Genomic DNA, 25,103 nt, shown 5'->3' with positions numbered 1-25,103 from the left:
GGCTGGTGGGGCAAGGGCGCCCAGGCCTCCTGGGCGGACGCGGTCGAGGCGGCCCGTACGGTGGCCCGCGCGGCCGGCGTCGAGCTGACCGTCCGCCAGGGCCAGCTGGCGCCCTGGCACCCGGGCCGCTGCGCCGAGCTGGTGGTCGCCGGCACCGACCGGGTGGTCGGCCACGCCGGTGAGCTGCACCCGCGCGTGGTCAAGGCGCTCGGCCTGCCGGCCCGTTCGGCGGCGATGGAGCTCGACATCGACCTGCTGACGGCCGACGGCCCGGTGAAGGTCGAAGGCCCGGCGGTCTCCGGCTTCCCGGTGGCCACCCAGGACGTCGCGCTGATCGTCGACACCGCCGTGCCGGCTGCCGAGGTCGAGGCGGCGCTGCGTTCGGGCGCGGGCGAACTGCTGGAGGCCATCCGGCTGTTCGACGTGTTCACCGGCGAGCAGGTCGGCGAGGGCAAGAAGTCGCTGGCGTACGCGCTGCGCTTCCGCGCCGCCGACCGTACCCTGACCGCCGACGAGGCCACCGCCGCCCGCGAGGCGGCCGTCGCCGAGGCGGTCGGCCGCACCGGCGCGGTGCTGCGCGGGGCCTGATCCGCGGAACGCCCGAGAGGGCCCCACACCTTGCCGCGAGGCGGGTGTGGGGCCCTTTTGGCGTTCTCTCCGCCTGTTCCATCCGTTCCGCCTGTTCCATCCGTTCCGGCTGTTCCGGCTGTTCCGGCTGTTCCGGCTTGACGAGCTGTCATCCCATCCTTTATCTCTTTACCTATGGAAGTAGATAAAGCTGAGGACCAGCCCTCGCCCATCGAGTTCCGCCTGGACCCGGCCTCCGGCGTCCCGACCTATCTGCAGCTTGTGCAGCAGGTCGAACAGGCCTTGCGGATGGGCTGGTTGACGGAGGGGGACCGGTTGCCCCGGGTGCGCGAGGTGGTCGCCGGGCTGGCGATCAACCCCAACACCGTGCTCAAGGCCTACCGCGAGCTGGAACACCGCGGCCTGGCGGCCGGCCGGCGCGGCCAGGGCACCTTCGTGCGCGGGCTGCCCGTCGGAGTGGTGCCGCTGCGCGAACGGGCCGCGCTGCGGCGGGGGTTGCTGGACTGGATGCGCTCGGCGCGGACCGCCGGGCTGGACGAAGGGGGGATGGTCGCGGTGTTCGAGGACGCGCTGCGCGACCTGCGTGAGGGCCGGGACGGGGTGGTGGCGTGATGACGACGGACACCGTGATCGACTGCGGCGGCATCGGCAAGCGCTACCGCCGCTCCTGGGCGCTGCGGGACTGCCACCTCGCCGTCCCGGCGGGCCATGTGGTGGCCCTGGTCGGCCCGAACGGCGCCGGCAAGACCACCCTGCTCAGCCTGGCCGCCGGGCTCACCCTGCCCAGCGAGGGTGCGATGACCGTCCTCGGAGACCAACTCCCCGGCTCCCCGAGGGCCTTGGACCGGATCGGCTTCGTCGCCCAGAACGCCGCGCTCTACCCCGGCCTGCCCGTACGCGACCTGCTCGCGATGGGCCGCCACCTCAACCGGCGCTGGGACGACACCCGGGCGCGCACCCACCTGGACGGCCTCGGCATCCCGCTGGACCGCAAGTACGGCCGGCTCTCCGGCGGCCAGCAGGCGCAGGTCTCGCTCGCCCTGGCTCTCGCCAAGCGCCCCGAACTGCTGCTCCTGGACGAGCCGTTGGCCGCCCTCGACCCGCTCGCCCGGCACGACTTCATGTCCGTGCTGCTCACCGCGGTGGCCGAGGACGGCCTCTCGGTGCTGTTCTCCTCGCACGCCGTCAACGAGCTGGAGCAGAGCTGCGACTACCTGGTGGTGCTGGCCGGCGGCCGGGTCCAGGTGGCGGGCGAGGTGGACGACCTGACCGCTGGTCACCGGATGCTCACCGGCCCCACCGCCGAGGCGGACGCGGTCGCCGAGCGCCTGCCGGTGGTCCGCGACCGCCGGGCCGGGGCCCAGTCCCACCTGCTGGTGCGCACCGGCGGCGTGGACGCGCCGGTCTCCGAGGGCTGGCGCCAACAGCGCATCGGCCTCGAGGAGTTGGTGCTCGCGTACCTGCGCGAGCCGACCGCTTCGGCCCTGCCCGGCCCGCGCGGCGCCGTCCGTACGAACCAGAAGGTACTGTCGTGAGCTCGATCACCCTCGCCCCGCCCCGCTCCGCCGTGCTGCGGGCGGCCGGGCTGCGCCACCGGCCGGCGGTGCTGACCCTGCTGACCGTGATGGGGGCGATCTCGCTCGCCCTGTTGCTGCACGGCTGGTACCTGCACACCGGACTGGACCGGACGGGGGCCGCCGGCTGCGACCCGGCCACCGACGTCTGCACGGCCAAGTACAAGCAGTTCACGCGCCAGTACGGCCAGAGCATGCTGCCGCTCGAAACCGTGTTCTTCGTCGTCGGCGGCGCCTTCGGCGCGTTCCTCGGCGGCCCGCTGCTGGCGCGGGAGTTCGAGCACGGCACGGTGCGCTTCGCCTGGACCCAGGGCGCCGGGCGGACCCGCTGGACGATGGGCGGGCTGCTGGTGAGCGGCGGGGCGCTGGCCGTCGTCGCGGCACTGTTCGGCGTGCTGCTGCGCTGGTGGAGCGAGCCGCTGGCGCTCAAGGGCGGGGACTTCAACCCGCAGCTCTTCATCCTGGCATCGCCGGTGCTGGTCGGCCGGGTGCTGGTGGGCTTCGGGGTCGCGGTGCTGGCCGGCGCGGTGCTGCGTCGCACGCTGATCGCGGTGGGCCTCGGCCTGGCGGCCTCGGTCGCGCTGCCGTTCCTCGCCCAGGCCGTGCGCCCGCACTACATGGCGCCGCTGCAGGACTCGCTGCACTCCATGACGTCCCTGCCGCTGGACGACCGCTGGGTGCTGAGCGCCTGGTTCTCCGACCCGGCCGGCACCCGGATCTCCGCGGACGACTTCTACAACCGCGGTGACACCTTCGCCCAGTGGCAGGCGATGGTGCGCGACGGCGGCTACACCGCACACGAGATGTACCAACCGGCGGACCGGTACTGGCCGTTCCAGTTCATCGAGGCCGGCTGGACGATCCTGCTCGCCGTGGTCCTCTGCGCGGCGGCGCTCTGGTGGGTGCGGCGTCGGGCGGTCTGACCTGCACCGTCGGCAGCTCTTTGAAGTGGCGTTGTCAAAACCCTTGCGGGATCGGGGTTCCCGGGCGTTTCCTTCTCGTTAGGAAGGTTTCCTAACCCACGAGGAATCGGAGCGTCCCATGCGTCCTCAGCCCCGTCGCGCCCTCCGCATAGCCCTCGCCGCCGCCCTGGTGGCCGCGCCCCTCACCGTCGCGGCCACCTCGGCCGCCCAGGCCGCGCCCGCGCCCGCACCGTCCGTCCAGCTCAAGGGTGTCGGCCTCGACGACCCGCACAAGAAGGACATCGCGATGCAGCTGGTGTCCAGCGCCGAGAACTCCTCGCTGGACTGGAAGGCCCAGTACAAGTACATCGAGGACATCGGTGACGGCCGCGGCTACACCGCCGGCATCATCGGGTTCTGCTCCGGCACCGGCGACATGCTGGACCTGGTCCAGCACTACACCGACCTCAAGCCCGGCAACGTCCTCGCCAAGTACCTGCCCGCGCTGAAGAGGGTCAACGGCAGCGCCTCGCACTCCGGCCTCGGCACCCCCTTCGTCAACGACTGGGCGACCGCCGCCAGGGACACCGTCTTCCAGCAGGCCCAGAACGACGAGCGCGACCGGGTGTACTTCAACCCCGCCGTCAGCCAGGCCAAGTCCGACGGCCTGCGCGCGCTCGGCCAGTTCGCCTACTACGACGCCATCGTCATGCACGGCCCCGGCAACAGCTCCGACAGCTTCGGTGGCATCCGCGCCGCCGCCATGAAGAAGGCCAGGACGCCCGCCCAGGGCGGCGACGAAGCCGCCTACCTCAAGGCCTTCCTGGACGCCCGCAAGGTGGTCATGAAGAAGGAGGAGGCGCACTCCGACACCAGCCGGGTCGACACCGAGCAGTCGGTGTTCCTCAATGCCAAGAACTTCGACCTCAACCCGCCGCTCAAGTGGAAGGTCTACGGCGACAGCTACGCCATCAACAGCTGACGCCCAGGTCGGCGCGGTGGCGGGAGACCGTTCCCCCGGGTCTCCCGCCATCTCGGCGTTCGATCGTCCCCCCCCCCGCGAAAACCCCAAGGGCCTGTGAAATTCCTGTTCATCCCGTAACGAATCGAGCAGGGGCATAACGAACGATCCCTCCCGCATTGACGCATTCGCCCGGTGGCGCTTGACTCCGTCCCCTGTCGCAGGGTTGCGGCGCAGTACAGGAGGCACCACCGATCATGATCAGACCCATGCGTCTCGCGGCCACGGGCACGGCCGCCGTGTCGCTCGCACTCGCCCTCACGGCCTGCGGCCAGACGGTGGCGAGCCAGACGCCGGCGGCCGGCGGAGGCGGAGGTGGCGAGGGCATCGGTCTGCTGCTGCCGGAGAGCACGTCCTCCACCCGGTACGACGCGTTCGACAAGCCCCTGATCGAGCAGACGGTGACCGGCCTCTGCGCCAAGTGCACGGTGAGCTACGCCAACGCGGGCGGCGACGCCACTGTCCAGAAGAAGCAGTTCGACGACATGCTCGCCAAGGGCGCCAAGGTCATCCTGCTCGACCCGGTCGACGCCAAGCTCACCGCCCCGTGGGTGGACGCCGCCAACGCCAAGGGCGTGAAGGTCGTCGCCTACGACCGGCTGGCCCAGGGCAAGGTCGCCGCGTACGTCTCCTTCGACAACCAGCAGACCGGTCAGCTCCAGGGCCAGGCCCTGCTCGACGCGCTCGGCTCGAAGGCCTCCTCGGCCAACGTCGTGATGATCGACGGCGCCGAATCCGACCCCAACGCCGCGCAGTTCAAGGCGGGCGCGCACCTGGCACTGGACGGCCGGGTCAAGATCGCCTACGAGCAGTCCGGCGAGTGGAAGCCGGACGTGGCCACGGAGAAGACGAACGAGGCCATCCGGAGCCTCGGGAAGAACGGCATCCAGGCCGTGTACGCCGCGAACGACGGCATGGCCGCCGCCGTCATCGAGGCCCTGAAGGCCGCAGGCATCAAGAACGTGCCGGTCGGCGGCCAGGACGCCTCCATCGACGCGGTCCGCCGGGTGCTCACCGGCGAGCAGGCCTACACCATCTACAAGCCGTACAAGCCCGAGACGGACGCGGCGGGCAGCATCGCCGTCCAGCTGGCCGAGGGCATGGACATCAGCACGACCGCCGCCACGCTCACCGACAGCGGCGGGCTGAAGATCCCCTCGCTGCTGCTCACCCCGATCGTGGTGACCAAGCCGAAGGTGGAGGCCACGGTCGTCGGCGGCGGGCTCTACAAGGCGTCCGACATCTGCACCCAGCAGTACGCCGAGGCCTGCGCGGAGGCCGGGGTCAAGTAGCGCGGCACGTCAGGCAGTCGGAAAGGGGCGCGCCCGTACCGGAGACCGGTACGGGCGCGCCCCTTTCCGTCGAGGCTCAGGCGCTCGCGGTGTAGTCGTAGAAGCCGCGGCCGGACTTGCGGCCCAGCAGGCCGGCGTCGACCATCCGGGACAGCAGCGGGGGAGCGGCGTACAGCGGCTCCTTGTACTCGTCGTACATCGACTCGGCGATCGACACGATGGTGTCCAGGCCGATCAGGTCGCACAGCCGCAGCGGGCCCATCGGGTGGGCGCAGCCGGCCTCCATGCCCTTGTCGATGTCCGAGGCGGTGGCCACGCCCGACTCGAACATCCGCACCGCGGACAGCAGGTACGGCACCAGCAGCGCGTTGACCACGAAGCCGGCCCGGTCGCGGGCCCGGATCGGCTCCTTGGCGAGCACCTGGGTGGCGAAGGCCTCGACCCGCTCGGTGGTGGTCGCCGAGGTGGTCAGCGTCGGGATGACCTCGACCAGCTTCTGCACCGGCGCCGGGTTGAAGAAGTGCAGGCCGATGACCTGCTCCGGGCGGGAGGTGGCGGCGGCCAGCTTCACGATCGGGATCGAGGAGGTGTTGGACGCCAGGATCGCGTCGCGGCGCTCGATCACCTGGTCCAGGGTCTGGAAGATCTTGACCTTGATGTCCTCGCGCTCGGCGACCGCCTCGACCACCAGGTCGCGGTCGGCGAAGTCGGACAGCTCGACGGTGAAGGACAGCCGGGACATCGCCTCGTCCCGCTGCTCGGGGGTCAGCTTGCCGCGCTTGACCGCCGTCTCCAGGGAGTTGGTCAGCCGGGTGCGCCCGAACTCCAGCGCCTCACCGCTGGCCTCCGACACCATGACGTCCAGCCCGGCCCGGGCGAAGACCTCGGCGATGCCCGACCCCATCAGGCCGCAGCCCACTACTCCGACGCGCGCGATGTCACTCACTCAGTTGCCCTTCGGTGGTGCTGGGGGTCGCCCAGCGAACTGGTGGCCCAGCGAGCTGCTGGTCAACGGGTCGGTGAACCGGAATGGGTGCACCGGTCACCGCCCCGACGACGTTACTACTCCGTACCGGCCAGTAGGTCACCCCCTCCCCGGCACAGTGCCAGCCGGAACGGACCCCCGATCGGGTGAGGCCCGGCCGCCCGCGCGTGTGCCCGGAGCCGCCGCCGCCCGGCGCCCGACAGAATGCCGCAGACGGGGGCCGGGGACGGGAAGGGAGCACACGGTGCCGACGGGATCGCTCACAGGACAGGTCGCACTGGTCACCGGCGGCGGCCGGGGCATCGGCCGGGAGATCGCCATCGGCCTGGCCGCCGAGGGCATGGCCGTCGGACTGGTCGGCCGCACCCACGAGACGCTGACCGACACCCTCAAGGAGTGCGTCAAGCACGGCTCCCGGGGCGTCGCCGTCACCGCCGACGTCTGCCGCCCCGGCTCGGTGCGCGAGGCCGTCCGGCTGATCGAGCGCGACCTCGGCCCGATCGACCTGCTGGTCAACAACGCCGGCCTGGTCGACCGCGCCGAGGTGCCGCTCTGGGAGACCGACCCCAACCAGTGGTGGCAGGTGATCGAGACCAACCTGCGCGGCCCCTACAACCTGCTGCGCTGCGTCCTGCCCGGCATGGTCGCCCGCCGCCGCGGCCGGGTGGTCAACCTCAACTCCGGCTTCGCGCTGCGCCCGGACGGCGAGTACACCGCGTACGCGACCTCCAAGGGCGCGCTGCTCCAGCTCTCCGACAACATGGCGGACTCGCTGGCCCGGCACGACGTCGTGGTGCTCGACATCAGCCCCGGCGCGGTGGCCACCGACATGACCGCGGGGATGCCGATGTTCCGGGACATGAAGGCCTGGGGCTCGATCCCGTACGTGGTCGCGGTCACCGTGGACGCCGCCCGCGGCCGCTTCGACGCGCTGCACGGGCGGTTCATCCACGCGGGGCGGGACGACCTGGAGGAGCTGGTCGCCCGGGCGGACGCCATCCGCGCGGCCGACGCCCGGACGCTGCGGCTGCGCCCGTACAAGGACGACGACCCGATGGTCTGACCGGCGGACGGGGCCGTTCAGGCGCACAGCTGGCTGGCCGTGACCGGCTTGAGCCCCGCCTTCGCCAGCCCGTCCAGGATCGCCGGCAGCGCGTCGATGGTGCACTGGTGGCTCATGTGCAGGGCCACCACCGAGCCGCCGCGCACCCCGTTCAGCACCCGGCGCTGCAGTTCGGCGGCGGTCGGGTCGTTGTAGTCGCGCGGGTCGACGTCGAAGGACAGCACGTGCTCGTAGCCGACGGCCTTGGCCTGCTCGGTCACCACCGAGGTGGCGTACTGCGCGGCGGAGGGGCGGAACCAGCGCCCGATCGAGCCGGTCAGCTTCTGCAGCCGGTCGGCGCACTGGGCGATCTCGGCGCGGGCCTGCTCCGGCGACATCGCGGAGATGTTCAGGTGGTTCTGGGTGTGGTTGCCCAGCTCGTGGCCGCCGTCCAGGATCCGCCGGGCCATCTGCGGCTGCTGGTCCAGCCAGCTGCCGACCGCCATCACGGTCAGCTTGACGCCGCGCTGCTCGGCCGCCTCCAGCAGGGCGGTGGCGAGCTTCGGGTCGCCGCTGCCGTGGCAGGTGAGCGCCACGTTCTTGCCGGTACGCGGCCCGTGCACCACCTCGTACGGAGTGCCGGCCGCCAGCGGTGTCAGCGCGGGCGGCGTCGGCGGGGCGGAGGCCCGGGCGGCGGCCGGGGTCGGCTCGGCGTCGGGGCGCGGCTCGCCCGGGGCGGAGGAGGCGGGCCCCTCCCCGCCGTTCCAGGCCGGGTCGGTGGTGTGCTGGGGGTCGACGCTGCCGGGGTGCGCGGCGAGCCCCCCGGTGTCGGCTCGGCGGGGCGTGCCGCTGTCGCAGGACGTGAGGAGCCCCCCCGCGGCGGACAGGGCGGCCAGCTTGGCGGCGGTGCGCAGTACGGTGCGGCGGTCGGCAGTCATCGGCAGTCAGCATAGAGAGGACGGCCCCGCCGGGCGATCCGGCGCCGCCGTCCGTGCGCGTCCTCCGGATCGCCTTTGACGTGCACACACTCCGCTGCGCGGGTGTTGCGTAAACCTGAACTCCCGCTGTTTCCACGGCGTGTCGTTGGATACGATCACCGCGCACCGCGAGTTACGGGGCAGTAGGCACATTCCGGCATTGCGCATTGGGGGCGGAACATGACGCACGAGGACACCGCGGCCGTCGACCAGGACACCCGCACCGGCTGGGAGTGGGCCAGAACCGACGACTGGCAGCCGCCGAGCGAACTCGACACCGGCGTTCCGCACACCGCCCGGATGTACGACTACTACCTGGGCGGCAAGGACAACTTCGAGGCGGACCGCAAGGCCGCCCAGGCCGCGATAGCCGCCTACCCGGCGCTGCCGCTGCTGGCCCGCACCAACCGGCAGTTCCTCGGCCGGGCCGTCGAGTTCGCGGCGGGCCGGGGGATCCGCCAGTTCATCGACATCGGCACCGGCATCCCGGCGGTGGGCTCCACCAACGAGGTCGCCCAGCGGGTCGCCCCGGACGCCCGGGTGGTCTACGTCGACAACGACCCGATCGTCGCCACCCACGCCCGCGCCCTGCTGGCCGGCCGCCCCGCCGGGCGCACCTCGGTCATCGAGGCCGACCTGCGCGACCCGGAGGCGATCCTGCGCCACCCCGCACTGTGCGGCGCCGTCGACCTCTCCCAGCCCGTCGCGCTGATGCTCGTCGCCGTCCTGCACTTCATCCGCGACGAGGAGGGCGCCCAGCGGATCGTCCGGACCCTGCGCGACGCGCTCGCCCCCGGCAGCGCCCTGATCCTCTCCCACGGCAGTCCGGACTTCGCCTCCCGGGAGAGCGCCGCCGAGGGCACCCGGATCTACAAGAGCGCCAGTGCCCCGCTGGTGCTGCGGCCCCGGGCCGACGTCGAACCCTTCTTCGGCGACTTCGAGTTCGTCGGCCCCGGCCTCGTCCAACTCCCGCTCTGGCGCCCCACCGCGGGCCACCTCCGCACCACCGAGCTGCCCGAGGGCTGGCAGGACGTCTCCGCCTACGCGGGCGTCGCGCTCAAGCCGTGACGCGGCCCGACGCCACCGTCACGCCGTGACAGGGGCCGGTCCCGGCGCCTCCCTCCTGCGCCGGGACCGGTCATCGCAGCCTAGGTGTGGACACTGACAACCCCTCACCGGCCCGGCTACCCTGCGGCGTGACCACCGGACACCCCTGCCCGCCGACGCCCCGGGGCGGCTCGCGCTCCAGGCCGCGCATCCGGTGCGTACCGGGAGGAATTGACGCGACAGGGCGCGGCGGGCGGTGTTAGCTTCCGCCGCATGGAACCCCTCGACGACCCCGAGATCCGCGCGTCCTTCGTCAACTGCTCCAAGGGCGAGGCCCGGCGGCTCCACCTGCCCCGGGGTCTGGCCGAACTGCCCTGGGGGGACTTGGACTTCCTCGGCTGGCGGGACCAGGGCGCGCCCGACCGGGCGTACCTGGTGGCGCCGTACGGCGGCGAGCTGGTCGGCGTGACGCTGCGCTCGCCGATGGTGCGGCGCAGCCTGACCAAGACCAACGTCTGCTCGCTGTGCATCACCGCACACGCCGGGTCGGGCGTCGCGCTGCTGGCCGCCCGCCGGGCCGGGGCGTCCGGGCGGGAGGGCAACACCGTCGGCACGTACATCTGCGCCGACCTCGCCTGCTCGCTCTACGTCCGGGGGCTGAAGAAGTCCGCCCTGGTGACCAGGCCGGACGAGTCGCTGCCGCTGGCGCAGCAGGTCGCCCGTACGGTGGGCAACCTCGACGCCTTCCTCGCCAGGGTGCTCACCGACACCTCGGCGTAGCCCCGGCGGCCACCGGCCGCGACCAGCCGCTACCCGCCGCTACCGTCCGCGCAGCTGGTCCAGGTCCCGGCGCTCCCGCTTGGTCGGGCGCCCGGCGCCGCGGTCCCGTTCGAAGGAGGTCGCGGTGAACTCGCGCGGCGGTCGCGGCGGGCTGTTGTCGATCAGGCACTCCGCCGCGACCGGAGCGCCGACCCGCTTGCGGATCGGCTTGCGCACCACCACGACCCGCTCGTAGCCCTCCTCGCGGACCCGGACCTCGTCCCCGGCCCTGAGCGGCTGGGCGGGCTTGGCCCGCTCGCCGTTCACCCGGACGTGCCCGGCCTTGCAGGCGGCCGCCGCCAGCGACCGGGTCTTGGCCAGCCGGACCGACCAGACCCAGACGTCCACCCGCACGCTTCCCTCGTCCTCAGCCATCCCGCGAGCCTACCCAAGCCCTACGCGGCGGAGGGCACCTCCTGGACGGCCCAGCCGTTGCCGTCCGGGTCGTTGAAGAACACGAAGTTGTTCCAGGCCTCGCCGTGCCCGTTCACCCGGGCTCCCGCCACGAAGTGCTGGACGGGGCTGACGGCCACGCCGCGCGCCGCGAGTTCGGCGTGCGCCTTCTCGATGTCCGGCACCACCAGTTGGAGGCCCTTCACCGAGCCGGGCGCCGATTCGATCACCCCGGTGCCCACCACGATCGAGCAGCGGGAGCCGGGGGGAGTCAGCTGGACCACCCGGACTCCGTCCCGCAACCGGGTGTCGTGGTCCACGGTGAAGCCGGCCTGCTCCTCGTAGAAGAGCTTCGCGCGGTCGACGTCCGCCACCGGGACCACCACGACTTCGAGCTTCCATTCCATCGCCCTCACCCCTCTCGGTCGGGCCCTTCCAGTATCTGCCCGAAACCGTTCCCCGGGGGACCTTCGGATAGCCTGAGAACACGATGAATCCGCAGACCACGCCCGCCTCGTCACCGTCAGCCACCGCCTTCGCGACCCCCTGGGGAACCCTCGACCTCGCCCGCTTCCCGGTGGACCCGCGCGAGCGGCTGCGGGCCTGGGACGCCGCCGACGAATACCTGCTGCGCCACCTCGCCGGTGAGGCCGGCAGTGCCGGCGGCGCCGCCACCGAGCTGGCCGGCCGCCGGATCGTCGTCCTCGGCGACCGCTGGGGCGCGCTGACCACTGCACTGACGACTGCCCCGGCCACCACGCTGAACACCGCCCCGGCCACCGTGCCGGCGCCGTACGAGCCGGTCCAGATCAGCGACTCCCACCTCGGCCGGCAGGCCACCAGGGAGAACCTCGCCCGGGCCGGCGCCGCCGTCGACGAGGGCCGGCTGCTCACCACCCGGGACACCCCGCCGGAGCGGATCGACGTCCTGCTGGTGCGGGTGCCCAAGAGCCTGGCCCTGCTGGAGGACCAGCTGCACCGGCTCGCCCCGGCGATCCACCCCGGCACCGTGGTGATCGGCACCGGGATGGTGACCGAGATCCACACCTCCACCCTGCAACTGTTCGAGAAGGTCCTCGGCCCGACCCGCACCTCGCTCGCCGTCCGCAAGGCCCGGCTGATCTTCTGCACCCCCGACCCGGCGCTCGACCCGGGCCCCAGCCCGTGGCCGCACCGCTACGCGCTGCCGCCGGACATCGGCGCTGCCGCCGGCCGGACGGTGGTCAACCACGCGGGCACCTTCTGCGCGGAGCGGCTCGACATCGGCACCCGCTTCTTCCTGGCGCACCTGCCGACCCCGGCCCCCGGCGACCGGGTGGTCGACCTCGGCTGCGGCAACGGCGTGGTCGGTACGGCGGCGGCGCTGGCCGGGCCGGGCGCGGAGCTGGTGTTCGTGGACGAGTCCCACCAGGCGGTGGCCTCCGCCGAGGAGACCTTCCGTAGCAATCTGGGCCCGGAGGCCCCGGCCGAGTTCCGCGCCGCGGACGCGCTCGACCCGGCGGTGTTCGCCCCCGGCTCGGTGGACCTGGTGCTCAACAACCCGCCGTTCCACTCCCACCAGGCCACCACCGACGCCACCGCCTGGCGGATGTTCACCGGTGCCCGGCGGGCGCTGCGGCCCGGCGGCGAGCTGTGGGTGGTCGGCAACCGCCACCTCGGCTACCACGTCAAGCTGCGCAAGCTGTTCGGCAACTGCCAACTCGTCGCCGGGAACCCCAAGTTCGTGGTGCTGCGGGCGGTCAGGCGGTAGCGCTCGCCGGCACGGCCCGTCGACGCCCGGGCCGGCCCGCCGCCACCCGGGGCTGGTCCGCGGTCGGCACGTCGACGCCCAAGCCCCATCGGGCCGGCCCAGGGTCCGCCCGGGCCGGCCCCGCTTCGGCCAGTCTTGCATGGATTTTCCCCCACGCGTATATTCATGCCACGACAAAGGAGGAACGCCATGGCATTGCGAGTCGCCGTCGCCGGCGCGAGCGGGTACGCGGGCGGTGAGGTACTGCGCCTGCTGCTCGGCCACCCTGAGATGGAGATCGGGGCGCTGACCGGCGGCTCGAACGCGGGCACCAAGCTGGGCGCGCTGCAGCCGCACCTGATCCCGCTGGCCGACCGCGTGCTCGAGCCCACCACCCCCGAGGTGCTGGCCGACCACGACGTGGTGTTCCTGGCGCTGCCGCACGGCCAGTCCGCCGCCGTCGCCGAGGCCCTCGGCCAGAACGTCCTGGTGGTCGACTGCGGCGCCGACTTCCGGCTCAAGGCCGCCGCCGACTGGAAGCAGTTCTACGGCTCCGCCCACGCCGGCACCTGGCCCTACGGCCTGCCCGAACTCCCCGGCCACCGCCACGCGTTGAAGGGCAGCAACCGGATCGCGGTGCCCGGCTGCTACCCGACGGCCGTCTCCCTGGCGCTGTTCCCCGCCTACGCGGCCGGGCTCGCCGAGCCGGAGGCCGTGGTGGTCGCCGCCTCCGGCACCTCCGGCGCGGGCAAGGCCGCCAAGACCCACCTGCTCGGCAGCGAGGTCATGGGCAGTGTCAGCCCGTACGGCGTCGGCGGCGTGCACCGGCACACCCCGGAGATGGTGCAGAACCTCTCCCCGGTCGCGGGCGAGCCGGTGACCGTCTCCTTCACCCCCACCCTCGTCCCGATGTCGCGCGGCATCCTCGCCACCTGCTCCGCCAAGGCGAAGCCGGGCGTGAGCGCCGAGAGCCTGCGCGCCGCCTACGCCGAGGCGTACGCGGACGAGCCCTTCGTCCACCTGCTGCCCGAGGGGCAGTGGCCGCAGACCAGCAGCGTCTACGGCGCCAACACCGCCCTGGTCCAGGTCGCCCTGGACGCCACCGCCGGGCGGGTCATCGCGATCAGCGCGATCGACAACCTCGTCAAGGGCACCGCGGGTGGCGCGGTGCAGAGCATGAACATCGCCCTCGGTCTGCCCGAGGAGCTGGGCCTTCCCGTGAACGGAGTCGCACCGTGACCACCCCGAACACCGGCGTGACCGCGGCCAAGGGCTTCCGGGCCGCCGGCGTCACCGCGGGCATCAAGGCCTCCGGCACCCCGGACCTCGCCTTGGTCGTCAACGACGGCCCCTCGCTCGCCGCGGCCGGCGTCTTCACCGCCAACCGGGTCAAGGCCGCGCCCGTGCTCTGGTCCCAGCAGGTCCTCAAGGGCGGCCGGGTCTCCGCCGTCGTCCTCAACTCCGGTGGCGCCAACGCCTGTACCGGCCCGGCCGGGTTCCAGGACACCCACGCCACCGCGGAGCGGGTCGCCGTGGAGCTGGGGCTCAGCGCCGGCGAGGTCGCCGTCGCCTCCACCGGCCTGATCGGCGTCCGGCTGCCGATGGACGTGCTGCTGCCCGGCGTCACCCTGGCCGCCCAGGAACTCAGCCCGACGGGCGGCGAGGCCGCCGCGATCGCCATCAAGACCACCGACACCGTGCACAAGACCGCCCAGTTCACCAGCCCGGCGGGCTGGACGGTCGGCGGCATGGCCAAGGGCGCGGGCATGCTCGCCCCGAGCCTGGCCACCATGCTGGTGGTGCTCACCACCGACGCCGACCTGGACGACGCCGCCCTGGACACCGCGCTGCGCGGCGCCACCCGCACCACCTTCGACCGGATCGACTCCGACGGCTGCATGTCGACCAACGACACCGTGCTGCTGCTCGCCTCCGGCGCCACCGGCATCGCCCCGGACCAGGCCGAGTTCGCCGAGGCCGTCCGCACCGTCAGCGCCGACCTGGCCCGCCAGCTGATCGGCGACGCCGAGGGCGCCAGCAAGGACATCCGGATCGACGTCACCGGTGCCGCCACCGAGGACGAGGCCGTCGAGGTCGCCCGCACGATCAGCCGCAACAACCTGCTCAAGTGCGCCATCCACGGCGAGGACCCCAACTGGGGCCGGGTGCTGTCCGCGATCGGCACCACCAGCGCCGCCTTCGACCCCGACCGGCTCGACGTGGCCATCAACGGCGTCTGGGTCTGCAAGGACGGCGGCGTGGGCGAGGACCGCGAGCTGGTGGACATGAAGGCCCGTGACGTCGTCATCACCGCGAACCTCAACGCCGGTACGGCGAGCGCCTCGCTGTGGACCAATGACCTGACGGCCGACTACGTCCACGAGAACAGCGCCTACTCCAGCTGAGCCACGGCTCCGCCGCTCCGCCGCTCCGCTGATCCGCTGATCCGCGACATCCGTTCCGACGAGGGAATCCCGTGCAGATCGCACCCAAGGGCGAACAGGCCCGCAACAACACCGCGTTGCCCAAGGCCATGACGCTGATCGAGGCGCTGCCGTGGCTGGAGCGCTTCCACGGCAAGACCATCGTGATCAAGTTCGGCGGCAACGCCATGGTCGACGAGAGCCTCAAGTCGGCCTTCGCCCAGGACGTCGTCTTCCTCCGCTACGCCGGCCTGCACCCGGTGGTGGTGCACGGCGGCGGCCCGCAGATCAGCGCCCAACTGGACCGGCTCGGCCTGGAGTCCAGCTTCACCAACGGCCTGCGCGTCACCACCCCCGAGACCATGGACGTGGTCCGGATGGTGCTGGCCGGCCAGGTGCAGCGCGAGCTGGTCGGCCTGCTGAACGAGCACGGCCCGTTCGCCGTCGGCATGACCGGCGAGGACGCCCACACCATGACGGCGGTCAAGCGCTACGCGGTGGTGGACGGCGAGCAGGTCGACATCGGCCTGGTCGGCGACATCGTCAACATCGAGGCCGGCGCGGTGAAGGCGCTGATCGGGGACGGCCGGATCCCGGTCATCTCCTCGATCGCCCGCGGCGCCGACGGCCACGTCTACAACATCAACGCGGACACCGCCGCCGCCGCCCTGGCGGTCGCGCTCGGCGCCGAGATGCTGGTCGTGCTGACCGACGTCGAGGGCCTGTACAAGGACTGGCCGAACTCCGACGACGTGATCAGCCAGCTCAACGCGAGCGAACTGCAGGAACTGCTGCCGGGCCTGGCCAGCGGCATGCTCCCCAAGATGGAGGGCTGCCTGAACGCCGTCCGCTCCGGGGTGGGCACCGCCCGTGTGCTGGACGGCCGGGTGCAGCACAGCCTGCTGCTGGAGATCTTCACCGACGAGGGCATCGGCACGATGGTCGTGCCGGACGACGAACCGACCGTGACCGGGGGACTGGCATGACCGCGAACGACCAGCTGACGGACCGGTGGCAGCACACCTTCACCGACAACTACGGCACTCCCCGGATCCCGCTGGTGCGCGGCGAGGGCGTCAAGCTCTGGGACGCCGACGGCAAGGAGTACACCGACCTGCTCGGCGGCATCGCCGTCAACGCCCTCGGCACCGCCCACCCGGCCGTGGTCGAGGCGGTCAGCTGGCAGATCGCCACCCTCGGCCACGTCTCCAACCTCTTCATGGCCGAGCCGACCATCGCCCTCGCCGAGCGGCTGCTGGAGCTGGACGGCCGCGCGGGCGGCCGGGTGTTCTTCTGCAACTCCGGCGCCGAGGCCAACGAGGCCGCCTTCAAGATCAGCCGGCGCACCGGCCGCACCCACCTGGTCGCCCTCCAGGGCGGCTTCCACGGGCGGACCATGGGCGCCCTCGCACTCACCGGCCAGCCCGCCAAGCAGGCGCCGTTCCGCCCGCTGCCCGGCGACGTCACCCACGTCCCGTTCGGCGACGTCGAGGCGCTGCGCGCGGCCGTCACCACTGAGACCGCCGCCGTCTTCCTGGAGCCGATCCAGGGCGAGAACGGCGCGATCCCGCTGCCCGACGGCTACCTGCGGGCCGCCCGCGAGATCACCCGGGCCACCGGCACCCTGCTGGTCCTGGACGAGATCCAGACCGGCATCGGCCGCACCGGGTACTGGTACGCCCACCAGGCCGCCGAGGGCGTCGAGCCGGACGTGGTCACCCTGGCCAAGGCGCTCGGCGGCGGCCTGCCGATGGGCGCGGTGCTGGCCTTCGGCCCGGCCGCCGAGCTGCTCACCCCGGGCCAGCACGGCACCACCTTCGGCGGCAACCCGGTGGCCGCCGCGGCCGGGCTCGCGGTGCTGGACACCATCGAGTCCGAGGGCCTGCTGGAGCACGTCCGCAAGATCGGCGACCGGCTCCGGCACGGCGTCGAGGCGATCGGCGACCCGCTGGTCTCGCACGTGCGCGGAGCCGGCCTGCTGCTCGGCATCGTGCTCACCCGGCCGGTCGCGGCCCAGGTGCAGGCCGTCGCGCAGCAGGCGGGCTTCCTGGTGAACGCGGCCGTCCCGGACGCCGTACGGCTGGCGCCGCCGCTGGTGCTCACCGAGCAGGAGGCGGACGCCTTCCTCGCCGCGCTGCCGGACATCCTCCGGACGGTGCGCGAGAGCGCCCCGGCCGATGCGCGTTGACCGTTGTCCGGGAGAATAATCACATGACCGAATCCCGCTCCGGCCCCTCAGCCGCCGGCCCGACGCCGCAGGTCCCGCAGACCCGCACGGCGCGCCACCGGCGGATCGTGGACCTGCTCACCCGCCAGCCCGTGCGTTCGCAGAGCCAGCTCGCCAAGCTGCTCGCTGATGACGGACTCGTGGTCACCCAGGCCACCCTCTCCCGGGACCTGGACGAGCTGGGCGCGGTCAAGATCCGCAACCGGGACGGCGCGCTGATCTACGCCGTCCCCGCCGAGGGCGGCGACCGCACCCCGCGCGCACCGATGGGGGAGTCGGCCAGCGAGGGCCGGATGGCCCGGCTGGCCGGCGAGCTGATGGTCTCCGCGACCGCCTCCGGCAACCTGGTCGTGCTGCGCACCCCGCCCGGGGCCGCGCAGTTCCTCGCCTCGGCGATCGACCAGGCCGAGGTGTTCGAGATCATCGGCACCATCGCGGGTGACGACACCGTGCTGCTGATCAGCCGCGACCCGGCCGGCGGCCAGGCGCTGGCCGACCACCTGATGCAACTCGCCCAGGCCAAGGCCCAGTAGGCCCCGGGCGCCCTGAACCCCGGTCGAAGGATCCCCTTCGACCGGGGTTTTGTGTTCCATACGGTGTGATGCATACTTATGCCACCCACCGTACATGCGTGAAGGAGCCACCGCGATGACCGCCCAGCAGTCCTCCGACGTCCGCCTCTGGGGCGCGCGCTTCGCCGACGGCCCGTCCGAGGCGCTGGCCAGGCTCTCCGCCTCGGTCCACTTCGACTGGCGCCTCGCCCCCTACGACATCGCCGGCTCCAAGGCCCACGCCCGGGTACTGCACAAGGCCGGACTGCTCTCCGACGAGGAACTGGCCGGCATGCTGGCCGGACTCGACCAGCTGCTCGCCGACGTCCAGGCCGGCACCTTCGTCGGCACCGTCGCCGACGAGGACGTCCACACCGCGCTGGAGCGCGGCCTGCTGGAACGCCTCGGCGCCGACCTCGGCGGCAAGCTGCGGGCCGGGCGCTCGCGCAACGACCAGATCGCCACCCTGTTCCGGATGTACCTGCGGGACCACGCCAAGACCATCGGCGGCCTGCTGCTCGACCTCCAGCACGCCCTGGTCGGCCTGGCCGAGGCGCACCCCGACACCGCGATGCCGGGCCGCACCCACCTCCAGCACGCCCAGCCGGTGCTCTTCGCCCACCACGTCCTCGCGCACGTGCAGGCCCTCGGCCGGGACGCCGAGCGGCTGCGCCAGTGGGACGCCCGCACCGCCGTCTCCCCGTACGGCTCCGGCGCGCTGGCCGGCTCCTCGCTCGGCCTCGACCCGCAGGCCGTCGCCGCCGACCTCGGCTTCGAGGGCGGCTCGGTCGGCAACTCCATCGACGGCACCGCCTCGCGCGACTTCGTCGCCGAGTTCGCCTTCGTCACCGCGATGATCGGCGTCAACCTCTCCCGGATCGCGGAGGAGGTGATCATCTGGAACACCAAGGAGTTCGGCTTCATCACCCTGCACGACGCCTTCTCCACCGGCTCCTCGATCATGCCGCAGAAGAAGAACCCGGACATCGCCGAGCTGGCCCGGGGCAAGTCCGGCCGGCTGATCGGCAACCTGACCGGCCTGCTGGCCACCCTCAAGGCGCTGCCGCTCGCCTACAACCGGGACCTCCAGGAGGACAAGGAGCCGGTCTTCGACTCCTGCGACACCCTGGAGGTGCTGCTGCCCGCGTTCACCGGGATGATGGCCACCCTCACCGTGCACCGGGAGCGGCTGGAGGAGCTGGCCCCGGCCGGCTTCTCGCTCGCCACCGACATCGCCGAGTGGCTGGTCAAGCAGGGCGTGCCGTTCCGGGTCGCGCACGAGGTGGCCGGGGCCTGCGTCAAGGTCTGCGAGGCCCAGGGCATCGAGCTGTCCGACCTGACGGACGAGCAGTTCGCCGCCATCTCCGAGCACCTGACCCCCGAGGTCCGGACGGTGCTCAGCGTGCACGGCGCCATCGCCGCCCGTGACGGGCGCGGCGGCACCGCCCCCTCGGCCGTCGCGGTCCAGCTCGCCGAGGTGAAGGCGGACCTGGCGCGGCAGCAGGAGTGGGTCCAGGGCTGAGCCCTGGAGCAGCGTGCGAGGGGCGCGTCGGTCCGGCCGGCGCGCCCCTCCGGCGTGCGCACCCCGGTCCGGGCGTAACCGGCTCCGCCCGGGCCCGTCATGCACGGTGTGTGCACCCCCTTTCCGCCCGTCCCCTCCGCCGAGGACGTCTTCCTCGCCGAACGCCGCCGCCGCGTGGTCCGCGAGACCGTCGCCGCCCTGCCCGGCCGCTGCCCGCAGCTGATCGCCGCCCTCGTGGAGGATCCGCCGCCCACCTACCGCGAGCTCTCCGAGCGCCTCGGCATGCCGCGCGGCTCCATCGGGCCCACCCGCTCCCGCTGCCTGGCCTGCCTGCGGCTCCTGCTGCACGCGGAGCGCTACCCCTGACCGGGACGGGCCCGCCCCGCCTCACCCGGGCGCCCCACAGCCGGCCGCGCCCCGCGCGCGGCGCGTCGCTGCCACCCCACCCCGGCGTGACCCTTGCCACGTCTGGCCCGTCGAAGGTTGAGGGAACCTGACACCCGGGTAGCACGCTGGCGAACGTCACTCTTGACGGTGGCGCATACGCTCGGATACTGAGCGTGAGCGCGTCACCCTCTGCGCGCCGGGCACGACGACTGGGGAGGCCCCTCCACATGGGCATGAGCGTGATCATCTCGGCCGCTGAGGCCGAGGACGCGGAGCAGATCCTCAAGCTCCAGTACCTGGGCTACCAGCCCGAGGCCGAGCTGTACGGCGACTGGGCGATCGAGCCCCTGACACAGACCCTGGAGAGCCTGCGCACCGAACTGACCGAGCAGCACGCCCTGGTGGCCCGGCTGGGGGACGAGGTGGTCGGCGCCGTGCGCGGCCACGTCGACGCCGAGGGCATCGGCCGGATAGGGCGTCTGGTGGTGCACCCCCGGATGCAGCGGCACGGCCTGGGCGGCCGGCTCCTGGACGCACTGGAGCGCCGGATGGCCGAGGACGGCCGCCCGGTGACGGCCTACCGGCTGTTCACCGGTCACCGGAGCCTGGGCAACCTGCGGTTGTACGCCCGCCAGGGCTACCGGCAGACCGCCGTCGAGCAGGTCACCAGCCGGCTGAGCTTCGTGCACCTGGAGAAGCCGGTCGCCGTCGCGCTCGCCGCGACCGCCTGAGCGCCCGCCCGCGGTCGGGCACCTCGACGCCGCCACCATCCGGACGCCCCGGTGGCGGCGTCGAGGCGTTCCATCCCAGCTCCGGGGCGGCTCGTGTCCGCAATGCGGACAGTCGGGCCCGAACAGTTGGGCGTCAATCGACCCATCTGTTTTACTTGCTCACATGACTGCGACGACGAACTGGACCCCCACCGGCACGCTGCCGGCAGGTGAGCGTGCCATGTGCCGTCGAATGTGTCACCGCTGAGGGCCACCGCCCCCGGTACCCCGTCGAGGGTGCCTCCTCCTCGCGCCCCGAAGCGAGACTCCGGCGTCGCTCCCGCCCGTGTGAGCGCGTCCCATCCCCCCCCCGGAAGACCGGAAATCCCTCCCTCCGGCGTGCCCGCCCACCCGCGGCCGTCGATGACTCGTTAGGGCCACGCCGTCGCGCGGCCCGGCCGTTCTGCGGCCACGATCAAGAGGTGGCGGGCCCGGATCCCCCTGGTGAGGCGTCGCAGGAAGCCGCTTGACCGCAACCCCGGTCGGGCGGCCGACAGCGCCGCCTGCCCCTGACCCACGGAAGCAGCTGTGATCACCACCACGGACCTGACGAAGGTCTACCGTTCCCGAGGCCGCGAGGTGACCGCCCTCGCCGGCGTCGACCTGCACGTTCGCCCGGGCGAGGTCTACGGAGTCGTCGGCACGAGCGGTGCCGGCAAGTCCACCCTCATCCGCTGCGTGAACATGCTGGAGCGCCCGACCTCCGGCACGGTCACCGTGGACGGGGTCGAGCTGACCGCGCTGTCCGGCGGCGAGAACCGGGCCGGCAAGGACCTGCGCGAGGCACGCCGCCGGATCGGCATGGTCTTCCAGCACTTCAACCTGCTGTCCTCCCGCACGGTGCAGCAGAACGTCGAACTCCCGCTGGAGATCATCGGCCTGGACCGCACCCAGCGCCGCCGCAAGGCCGCCGAACTGCTCGACCTGGTCGGCCTCGGCGACAAGGCCCGCAGCTACCCCAACCAGCTCTCCGGCGGCCAGAAGCAGCGGGTGGGCATCGCCCGCGCCCTGGCCGGCGACCCCAAGGTGCTGCTCTCCGACGAGGCCACCTCGGCCCTCGACCCGGAGACCACCCGCTCCATCCTCAAGCTGCTGCGCGACCTCAACCAGCAGCTGGGCCTGACCGTCCTGCTGATCACCCACGAGATGGACGTCATCAAGTCCGTCTGCGACTCCGCCGCCCTGATGCGCGGCGGGCGGGTGGTGGAGTCCGGCGAGCTGACCGACCTGCTGGCCGAGCCCGGCTCCGAGCTGGCCCGCGAGCTGTTCCCGCTCAGCGAGTTCGGCACCGGCCACCCCGGGGCGACCGTCCTGGAGATCACCTTCCAGGGCGACACCCCGGCGCAGCCGTTCGTCTCCCAGCTGGCCCGCACCTACCAGATCGACATCAACATCCTCGGCGCCGCGGTGGAGACCATCGCCGGCCGGATGGTCGGCCGGATGCGGGTCGAACTGCCCGGCGGCCACCAGGACAACGTGGTGCCGATCGGCTACCTGCGCGAGCAGGGCCTGCAGGTGGACGTGGTCGGTGCGGCGGACGGAGCGGTGGCATGAGTGGCCTGAGCTGGGACCAGATGCAGGAACTGATGTGGCCCGCCACCCAGGAGACCTTCCAGATGGTCGGGGTCTCGACCCTGTGCACCGTGCTGCTCGGCCTGCCGCTCGGCGTCCTGCTGGTGCTCACCTCCAAGGGCGGGGCGCTGCAGAACCAGCCGGTGAACAAGGTGCTCGGCGCGGTCGTGAACCTCACCCGCTCGCTGCCGTTCATCATCCTGATGATCGCGCTGATCTCCTTCACCCGGTGGCTGACCGGCAACTCGCTGGGCTGGCAGGCCGCGACCGTGCCGCTGACCGTCGGCGCGATCCCGTTCTTCGCCCGGCTGGTCGAGACCTCCGTCCGTGAGGTCGACCGCGGCCTGATCGAGGCCGTCCAGGCGATGGGCGGCAGCACCTGGACGCTGGTGCGCAAGACGCTGGTCCCCGAGGCGCTGCCCGGCATCGTCGCCTCCGTCACCACCACCGTCATCGCGCTGATCGGCTACTCCGCGATGGCCGGCACGGTCGGCGGCGGCGGCCTCGGCGACCTCGCCTACCGGTACGGCTACCTGCGGTTCGAGACCACCTTCATGTGGATCATCGTGGCCGAGATCGCGATCATCGTCACGATCATCCAGCTGGCCGGCGACTACGCCGTGCGCCGGCTGGCCAACCGGGGCCGCGGCGGCGGACGCACCCGCCTGCTCCGCCCGCGCGCCACCGCCCCCGACGAGGACCTCGTCGCCTCCTAGACCTCCCTCGTCCGACCTCCGGACGCGGCTCCCCGCATCACGCAGAAAGGCACTTTTCGTGCGCAACGTTCTGAAGTTCACCAGTGTCCTCGCCACCGCCGGCCTCGCCCTGTCGCTGGCCGCCTGCGGCAGCTCGGGTTCGTCCTCCTCGGACCCGAACGCGCCGCTGAAGGTCGTCGCCAGCCCGACCCCGCACGCGCAGATCCTCAAGTTCGTCAACGACAACCTCGCGGCCAAGGCGGGCCTCAAGCTCGACATCAAGGAGGTCACCGACTACGTGACCCCCAACACGGCGGTGCAGGACGGTTCGGCCGACGCCAACTACTTCCAGCACGTCCCGTACCTGGATGACTTCAACAAGAAGAACGGCACCGACATCGTCCCGGTCGAGCCCGTTCACCTGGAGCCGCTGGGCGTCTACTCCAAGAAGGTCAAGTCGATCAACGACCTGCCGGACGGCGCCACCATCGGTGTGCCGAACGACGCCACCAACGAGGGCCGGGCGCTCAAGCTGCTCGCCGACAACAAGCTCATCACCCTCAAGGACGGCGCCGGCACCGCCGCCACCCCGGCGGACGTGACGGGCAACCCGAAGAACTTCAAGTGGAAGGAGCTGGAGGCCGCCCAGCTGCCCCGCTCCATCGCCGACCTCGACGCCGCCGTGATCAACGGCAACTACGCGATCGACTCCGGCCTGAAGCCGGCCACCGACGCCCTGGTGCTGGAGAAGGCCGAGGGCAACCCGTACGCGAACATCCTCGCCGTCAAGAAGGGCAAGGAGAACGACCCGCGGGTGAAGAAGCTGGCCGAGCTGCTGCACTCCGACGAGGTCCGGAAGTACATCAACGACACCTTCCAGGGCTCGGTCATCCCGGCCTTCTGATCGTCGTACGGTCATACCTCGTAGCGCCCGACCGGGCCCCCGCCGCACCTCGGCGGGGGCCCGGTCGGGCAGTATGCACCAGGGACACCGCGGCCGACCGGGTTCTGACGCACCGTCGCGCGGGGCGCGCACCGCGTGATACCCGGGGCGCGCCGGAGGCGTACGGTGTTGTGTTCACGACCCGGCGAGGAGAGACGGCATGGCAGCGAGCTTCCCCGAGACGGCCATCAGCACCGAACGGCTGCTGCTGCGGCCCCTTGCGGAGGACGACGCCCCGGGCCTGGCCACCATGATGGCCGACGACCTCGTACTGGCCTGGACCGACCTCCCGCACCCCTTCACCGAGGAGTACGCGGCCGAGCTCGCCCGCACCCTCGCCCCCGCCCACCGCGCCGCCGGGCGCGGCATCGTCTTCGCCGTCACCGAGCACCTCACCCAGCGCCTGGTCGGCCTGGTCGAACTGCGCAACACCGACTGGCGGCTGCGCAGCACCGAGATCTCCTACGTCACCGCCGTCTGGGCGCGCGGCGAGGGCTACGCCCCGGAGGCCGTCCTCGGCGTCGCCCAGTGGCTGTTCGAGGACCGCGGCTTCCTGCGCCTGGAGCTGCGCACCGCCGCCGGCAACACCTCCGCCCAGCAGGTCGCCCAGAAGATCGGCGGCATCAGCGAGGGCGTGCTGCGCAGCGCCTGGATAGTCCGGGGCGAGTCCGGCGAGGTCGTGGTGGAAAGCCGCAGCGACCTGATCCTGTGGAGCCTGCTCCCGGAGGACCTGGAGTCGCCCGAACTGCACCACGACGGCTGGCACGGCGACCACCGCTACGTGCTGCGCGACTGAACCCCCCGCCGCGTTCCCCCGCTGGTCACCCGCGCGGCGCGGACATGTGTGCGAGATGTCGGCCTCCGGGGGACCACACCCGGTAGCCTCTCCACCGGCGCCGCACAGCCGGCGCGACGAGCCGCGCAACGAGTCGAGGGAGAACGGCCGCAGATGGCTGACCGGATCACGGTCATCGGGTGGGACGGTACGCCGCTGACCGAGGCCGCCGGCGCGGCCCTCGCCGCGGCGACCCTGGTGGCCGGAGCGCCCTACCAACTGGACGCCCTCCCGGTGCCGGAGGACGCCGAGCGGCTCGCCCTCGGCAACGTCCAGCAGGCCGCCCGCACGATCGCCGAGCACCGCGGCGCCGCCGTCGTGGTCGCCGAGGGCGACCCCGGCTTCTTCGGCGTGGTGCGCACCCTGCGCCGCCCCGAGTACGGCCTCGAACTCGAAGTCCTGCCCGCCGTCTCCTCCGTCGCCACCGCCTTCGCCCGGGCCGGCATGCCCTGGGAGGACGCCCAGGTGGTCAGCGTCCACGGCGGACGGCTGCGCCGCGCGGCCAACATCTGCCGGGCCCACCCCAAGGTCGCGGTGCTCACCGCCCCGGGCGCCGGGCCGAGCGAACTCGCCCTGATGCTGCGCGGGGTGCACCGCACCTTCGTGGTCTGCGAGGCCCTCGGCACCCCGGAGGAGGACGTCACCGTCCTCACCTCCGACCGGATCGCCGACCACGTCTGGCGCGACCCGAACGTGGTGCTGGTGATCGGCGCCCAGGCCGGCCCGGTCGGCGAGGCGGGCGAGGCCGGCGTAGTGGGCGGCGTCGAGGCGGCCGGGGCCGGCGGTGTCGGCGTCGGCGGCGGTGTCGA

The 25,103-nt window shown here is 72.5% G+C and carries 26 protein-coding genes and 1 pseudogene; 23 read left to right on the top strand and 4 right to left on the bottom strand.

Annotated features, from left to right (window positions below; translation table 11 throughout):
* From BG452_RS05890 to BG452_RS05865, 6 genes and pseudogenes are all read left to right on the top strand, one after another.
* Nucleotides 1-588 (top strand): annotated as a pseudogene (locus tag BG452_RS05890) (phenylalanine--tRNA ligase subunit beta); the annotation flags it as partial.
* 174 nt (nucleotides 589-762) lie between these two features.
* Entirely contained in the window at nucleotides 763-1,200 is a 438-nt protein-coding gene (locus tag BG452_RS05885) for a GntR family transcriptional regulator (protein ID WP_188303094.1), read from the top strand.
* Nucleotides 1,200-2,123 (top strand): ATP-binding cassette domain-containing protein, encoded by a 924-nt coding sequence (locus BG452_RS05880; protein ID WP_188303093.1) that lies wholly within the window; start codon nucleotides 1,200-1,202, stop codon nucleotides 2,121-2,123. The genes BG452_RS05885 and BG452_RS05880 overlap by 1 nt, the downstream gene beginning before the upstream one ends.
* On the top strand, nucleotides 2,120-3,085 hold the full coding sequence (locus tag BG452_RS05875) for an ABC transporter permease subunit (protein ID WP_188303092.1): 966 nt from the start codon (nucleotides 2,120-2,122) through the stop codon (nucleotides 3,083-3,085). Before BG452_RS05880 ends, BG452_RS05875 begins: the two co-directional genes overlap by 4 nt.
* Nucleotides 3,086-3,203: 118 nt before the next feature.
* Complete coding sequence (locus BG452_RS05870) at nucleotides 3,204-4,046, top strand: chitosanase (protein WP_188303091.1); 843 nt, start codon at nucleotides 3,204-3,206, stop codon at nucleotides 4,044-4,046.
* Between the two features lie 248 nt (nucleotides 4,047-4,294).
* Nucleotides 4,295-5,377, top strand: a complete 1,083-nt coding sequence (locus tag BG452_RS05865; RefSeq protein WP_223241811.1) for a sugar ABC transporter substrate-binding protein — start codon at nucleotides 4,295-4,297, stop codon at nucleotides 5,375-5,377.
* 76 nt (nucleotides 5,378-5,453) lie between these two features.
* On the opposite strand, the gene BG452_RS05860 is transcribed toward BG452_RS05865, so the two are convergent.
* A complete protein-coding gene (locus tag BG452_RS05860; protein ID WP_188303089.1) occupies nucleotides 5,454-6,323 on the bottom strand; it encodes a 3-hydroxybutyryl-CoA dehydrogenase in 870 nt (289 codons plus the stop codon).
* 283 nt (nucleotides 6,324-6,606) lie between these two features.
* Between BG452_RS05860 and BG452_RS05855 the strand changes: the two genes are divergently transcribed.
* Entirely contained in the window at nucleotides 6,607-7,425 is an 819-nt protein-coding gene (locus BG452_RS05855; RefSeq protein WP_188303088.1) for an SDR family NAD(P)-dependent oxidoreductase, read from the top strand.
* 17 nt (nucleotides 7,426-7,442) lie between these two features.
* Here BG452_RS05855 and BG452_RS05850 read toward each other — a convergent pair whose 3' ends face one another.
* Nucleotides 7,443-8,342 (bottom strand): polysaccharide deacetylase family protein, encoded by a 900-nt coding sequence (locus BG452_RS05850; protein ID WP_188303087.1) that lies wholly within the window; start codon nucleotides 8,340-8,342, stop codon nucleotides 7,443-7,445.
* 219 nt (nucleotides 8,343-8,561) lie between these two features.
* On the opposite strand from BG452_RS05850, the gene BG452_RS05845 reads away from it, so the two are divergent.
* Together BG452_RS05845 and BG452_RS05840 are read left to right on the top strand one after the other, a co-directional pair.
* A complete protein-coding gene (locus BG452_RS05845; protein WP_188303086.1) occupies nucleotides 8,562-9,449 on the top strand; it encodes an SAM-dependent methyltransferase in 888 nt (295 codons plus the stop codon).
* 252 nt (nucleotides 9,450-9,701) lie between these two features.
* Nucleotides 9,702-10,208 (top strand): FBP domain-containing protein, encoded by a 507-nt coding sequence (locus BG452_RS05840; RefSeq protein ID WP_188303085.1) that lies wholly within the window; start codon nucleotides 9,702-9,704, stop codon nucleotides 10,206-10,208.
* 39 nt (nucleotides 10,209-10,247) lie between these two features.
* Here BG452_RS05840 and BG452_RS05835 read toward each other — a convergent pair whose 3' ends face one another.
* The gene (locus BG452_RS05835; RefSeq protein WP_188303084.1) at nucleotides 10,248-10,622 is read right to left on the bottom strand and encodes an RNA-binding S4 domain-containing protein; all 375 of its coding nucleotides are present in this window, start codon (nucleotides 10,620-10,622) and stop codon (nucleotides 10,248-10,250) included.
* 20 nt (nucleotides 10,623-10,642) lie between these two features.
* Nucleotides 10,643-11,047, bottom strand: a complete 405-nt coding sequence (locus BG452_RS05830; RefSeq protein WP_188303083.1) for a VOC family protein — start codon at nucleotides 11,045-11,047, stop codon at nucleotides 10,643-10,645.
* An 83-nt stretch (nucleotides 11,048-11,130) separates the two neighbouring features.
* Here BG452_RS05830 and BG452_RS05825 point away from each other — a divergent pair, with 83 nt between their 5' ends.
* The 14 genes from BG452_RS05825 to cbiE form a co-directional block, all read left to right on the top strand.
* Nucleotides 11,131-12,390 (top strand): methyltransferase, encoded by a 1,260-nt coding sequence (locus BG452_RS05825; RefSeq protein ID WP_188303082.1) that lies wholly within the window; start codon nucleotides 11,131-11,133, stop codon nucleotides 12,388-12,390.
* Nucleotides 12,391-12,579: 189 nt separating this feature from the next.
* Nucleotides 12,580-13,608, top strand: a complete 1,029-nt coding sequence (gene argC, locus BG452_RS05820) for an N-acetyl-gamma-glutamyl-phosphate reductase (RefSeq protein WP_188303081.1) — start codon at nucleotides 12,580-12,582, stop codon at nucleotides 13,606-13,608.
* The gene (argJ, locus tag BG452_RS05815; protein WP_188303080.1) at nucleotides 13,605-14,774 is read left to right on the top strand and encodes a bifunctional glutamate N-acetyltransferase/amino-acid acetyltransferase ArgJ; all 1,170 of its coding nucleotides are present in this window, start codon (nucleotides 13,605-13,607) and stop codon (nucleotides 14,772-14,774) included. The genes argC and argJ overlap by 4 nt, the downstream gene beginning before the upstream one ends.
* 128 nt (nucleotides 14,775-14,902) lie before the next feature.
* Complete coding sequence (argB, locus tag BG452_RS05810) at nucleotides 14,903-15,778, top strand: acetylglutamate kinase (protein ID WP_188303096.1); 876 nt, start codon at nucleotides 14,903-14,905, stop codon at nucleotides 15,776-15,778.
* A complete protein-coding gene (locus BG452_RS05805) occupies nucleotides 15,775-16,980 on the top strand; it encodes an acetylornithine transaminase (RefSeq protein WP_188303079.1) in 1,206 nt (401 codons plus the stop codon). Before argB ends, BG452_RS05805 begins: the two co-directional genes overlap by 4 nt.
* A gap of 23 nt (nucleotides 16,981-17,003) precedes the next feature.
* Complete coding sequence (locus BG452_RS05800; protein WP_188303078.1) at nucleotides 17,004-17,552, top strand: arginine repressor; 549 nt, start codon at nucleotides 17,004-17,006, stop codon at nucleotides 17,550-17,552.
* Between the two features lie 115 nt (nucleotides 17,553-17,667).
* Nucleotides 17,668-19,092 (top strand): argininosuccinate lyase, encoded by a 1,425-nt coding sequence (argH, locus tag BG452_RS05795; protein ID WP_188303077.1) that lies wholly within the window; start codon nucleotides 17,668-17,670, stop codon nucleotides 19,090-19,092.
* A 108-nt stretch (nucleotides 19,093-19,200) separates the two neighbouring features.
* The gene (locus BG452_RS05790) at nucleotides 19,201-19,458 is read left to right on the top strand and encodes a hypothetical protein (RefSeq protein ID WP_188303076.1); all 258 of its coding nucleotides are present in this window, start codon (nucleotides 19,201-19,203) and stop codon (nucleotides 19,456-19,458) included.
* Between the two features lie 248 nt (nucleotides 19,459-19,706).
* The gene (locus BG452_RS05785; RefSeq protein ID WP_188303075.1) at nucleotides 19,707-20,210 is read left to right on the top strand and encodes a GNAT family N-acetyltransferase; all 504 of its coding nucleotides are present in this window, start codon (nucleotides 19,707-19,709) and stop codon (nucleotides 20,208-20,210) included.
* Between the two features lie 567 nt (nucleotides 20,211-20,777).
* Nucleotides 20,778-21,803, top strand: a complete 1,026-nt coding sequence (locus tag BG452_RS05780; RefSeq protein WP_188303074.1) for a methionine ABC transporter ATP-binding protein — start codon at nucleotides 20,778-20,780, stop codon at nucleotides 21,801-21,803.
* Nucleotides 21,804-21,808: 5 nt separating this feature from the next.
* Nucleotides 21,809-22,537, top strand: a complete 729-nt coding sequence (locus tag BG452_RS05775; RefSeq protein WP_188303095.1) for a methionine ABC transporter permease — start codon at nucleotides 21,809-21,811, stop codon at nucleotides 22,535-22,537.
* 58 nt (nucleotides 22,538-22,595) lie between these two features.
* The gene (locus BG452_RS05770) at nucleotides 22,596-23,420 is read left to right on the top strand and encodes a MetQ/NlpA family ABC transporter substrate-binding protein (protein ID WP_188303073.1); all 825 of its coding nucleotides are present in this window, start codon (nucleotides 22,596-22,598) and stop codon (nucleotides 23,418-23,420) included.
* 199 nt (nucleotides 23,421-23,619) lie between these two features.
* Nucleotides 23,620-24,255 (top strand): GNAT family N-acetyltransferase, encoded by a 636-nt coding sequence (locus BG452_RS05765; RefSeq protein ID WP_188303072.1) that lies wholly within the window; start codon nucleotides 23,620-23,622, stop codon nucleotides 24,253-24,255.
* A gap of 153 nt (nucleotides 24,256-24,408) precedes the next feature.
* The coding region (gene cbiE, locus BG452_RS05760) for a precorrin-6y C5,15-methyltransferase (decarboxylating) subunit CbiE (RefSeq protein ID WP_188303071.1) at nucleotides 24,409-25,103 on the top strand (695 nt) is incomplete at its 3' end.

It is taken from the genome of Streptomyces sp. CBMA123, assembly GCF_014596465.1.
Taxonomy (GTDB): Bacteria; Actinomycetota; Actinomycetes; order Streptomycetales; family Streptomycetaceae; genus Kitasatospora.
This window is presented reverse-complemented; position numbering and strand designations above follow the sequence as displayed.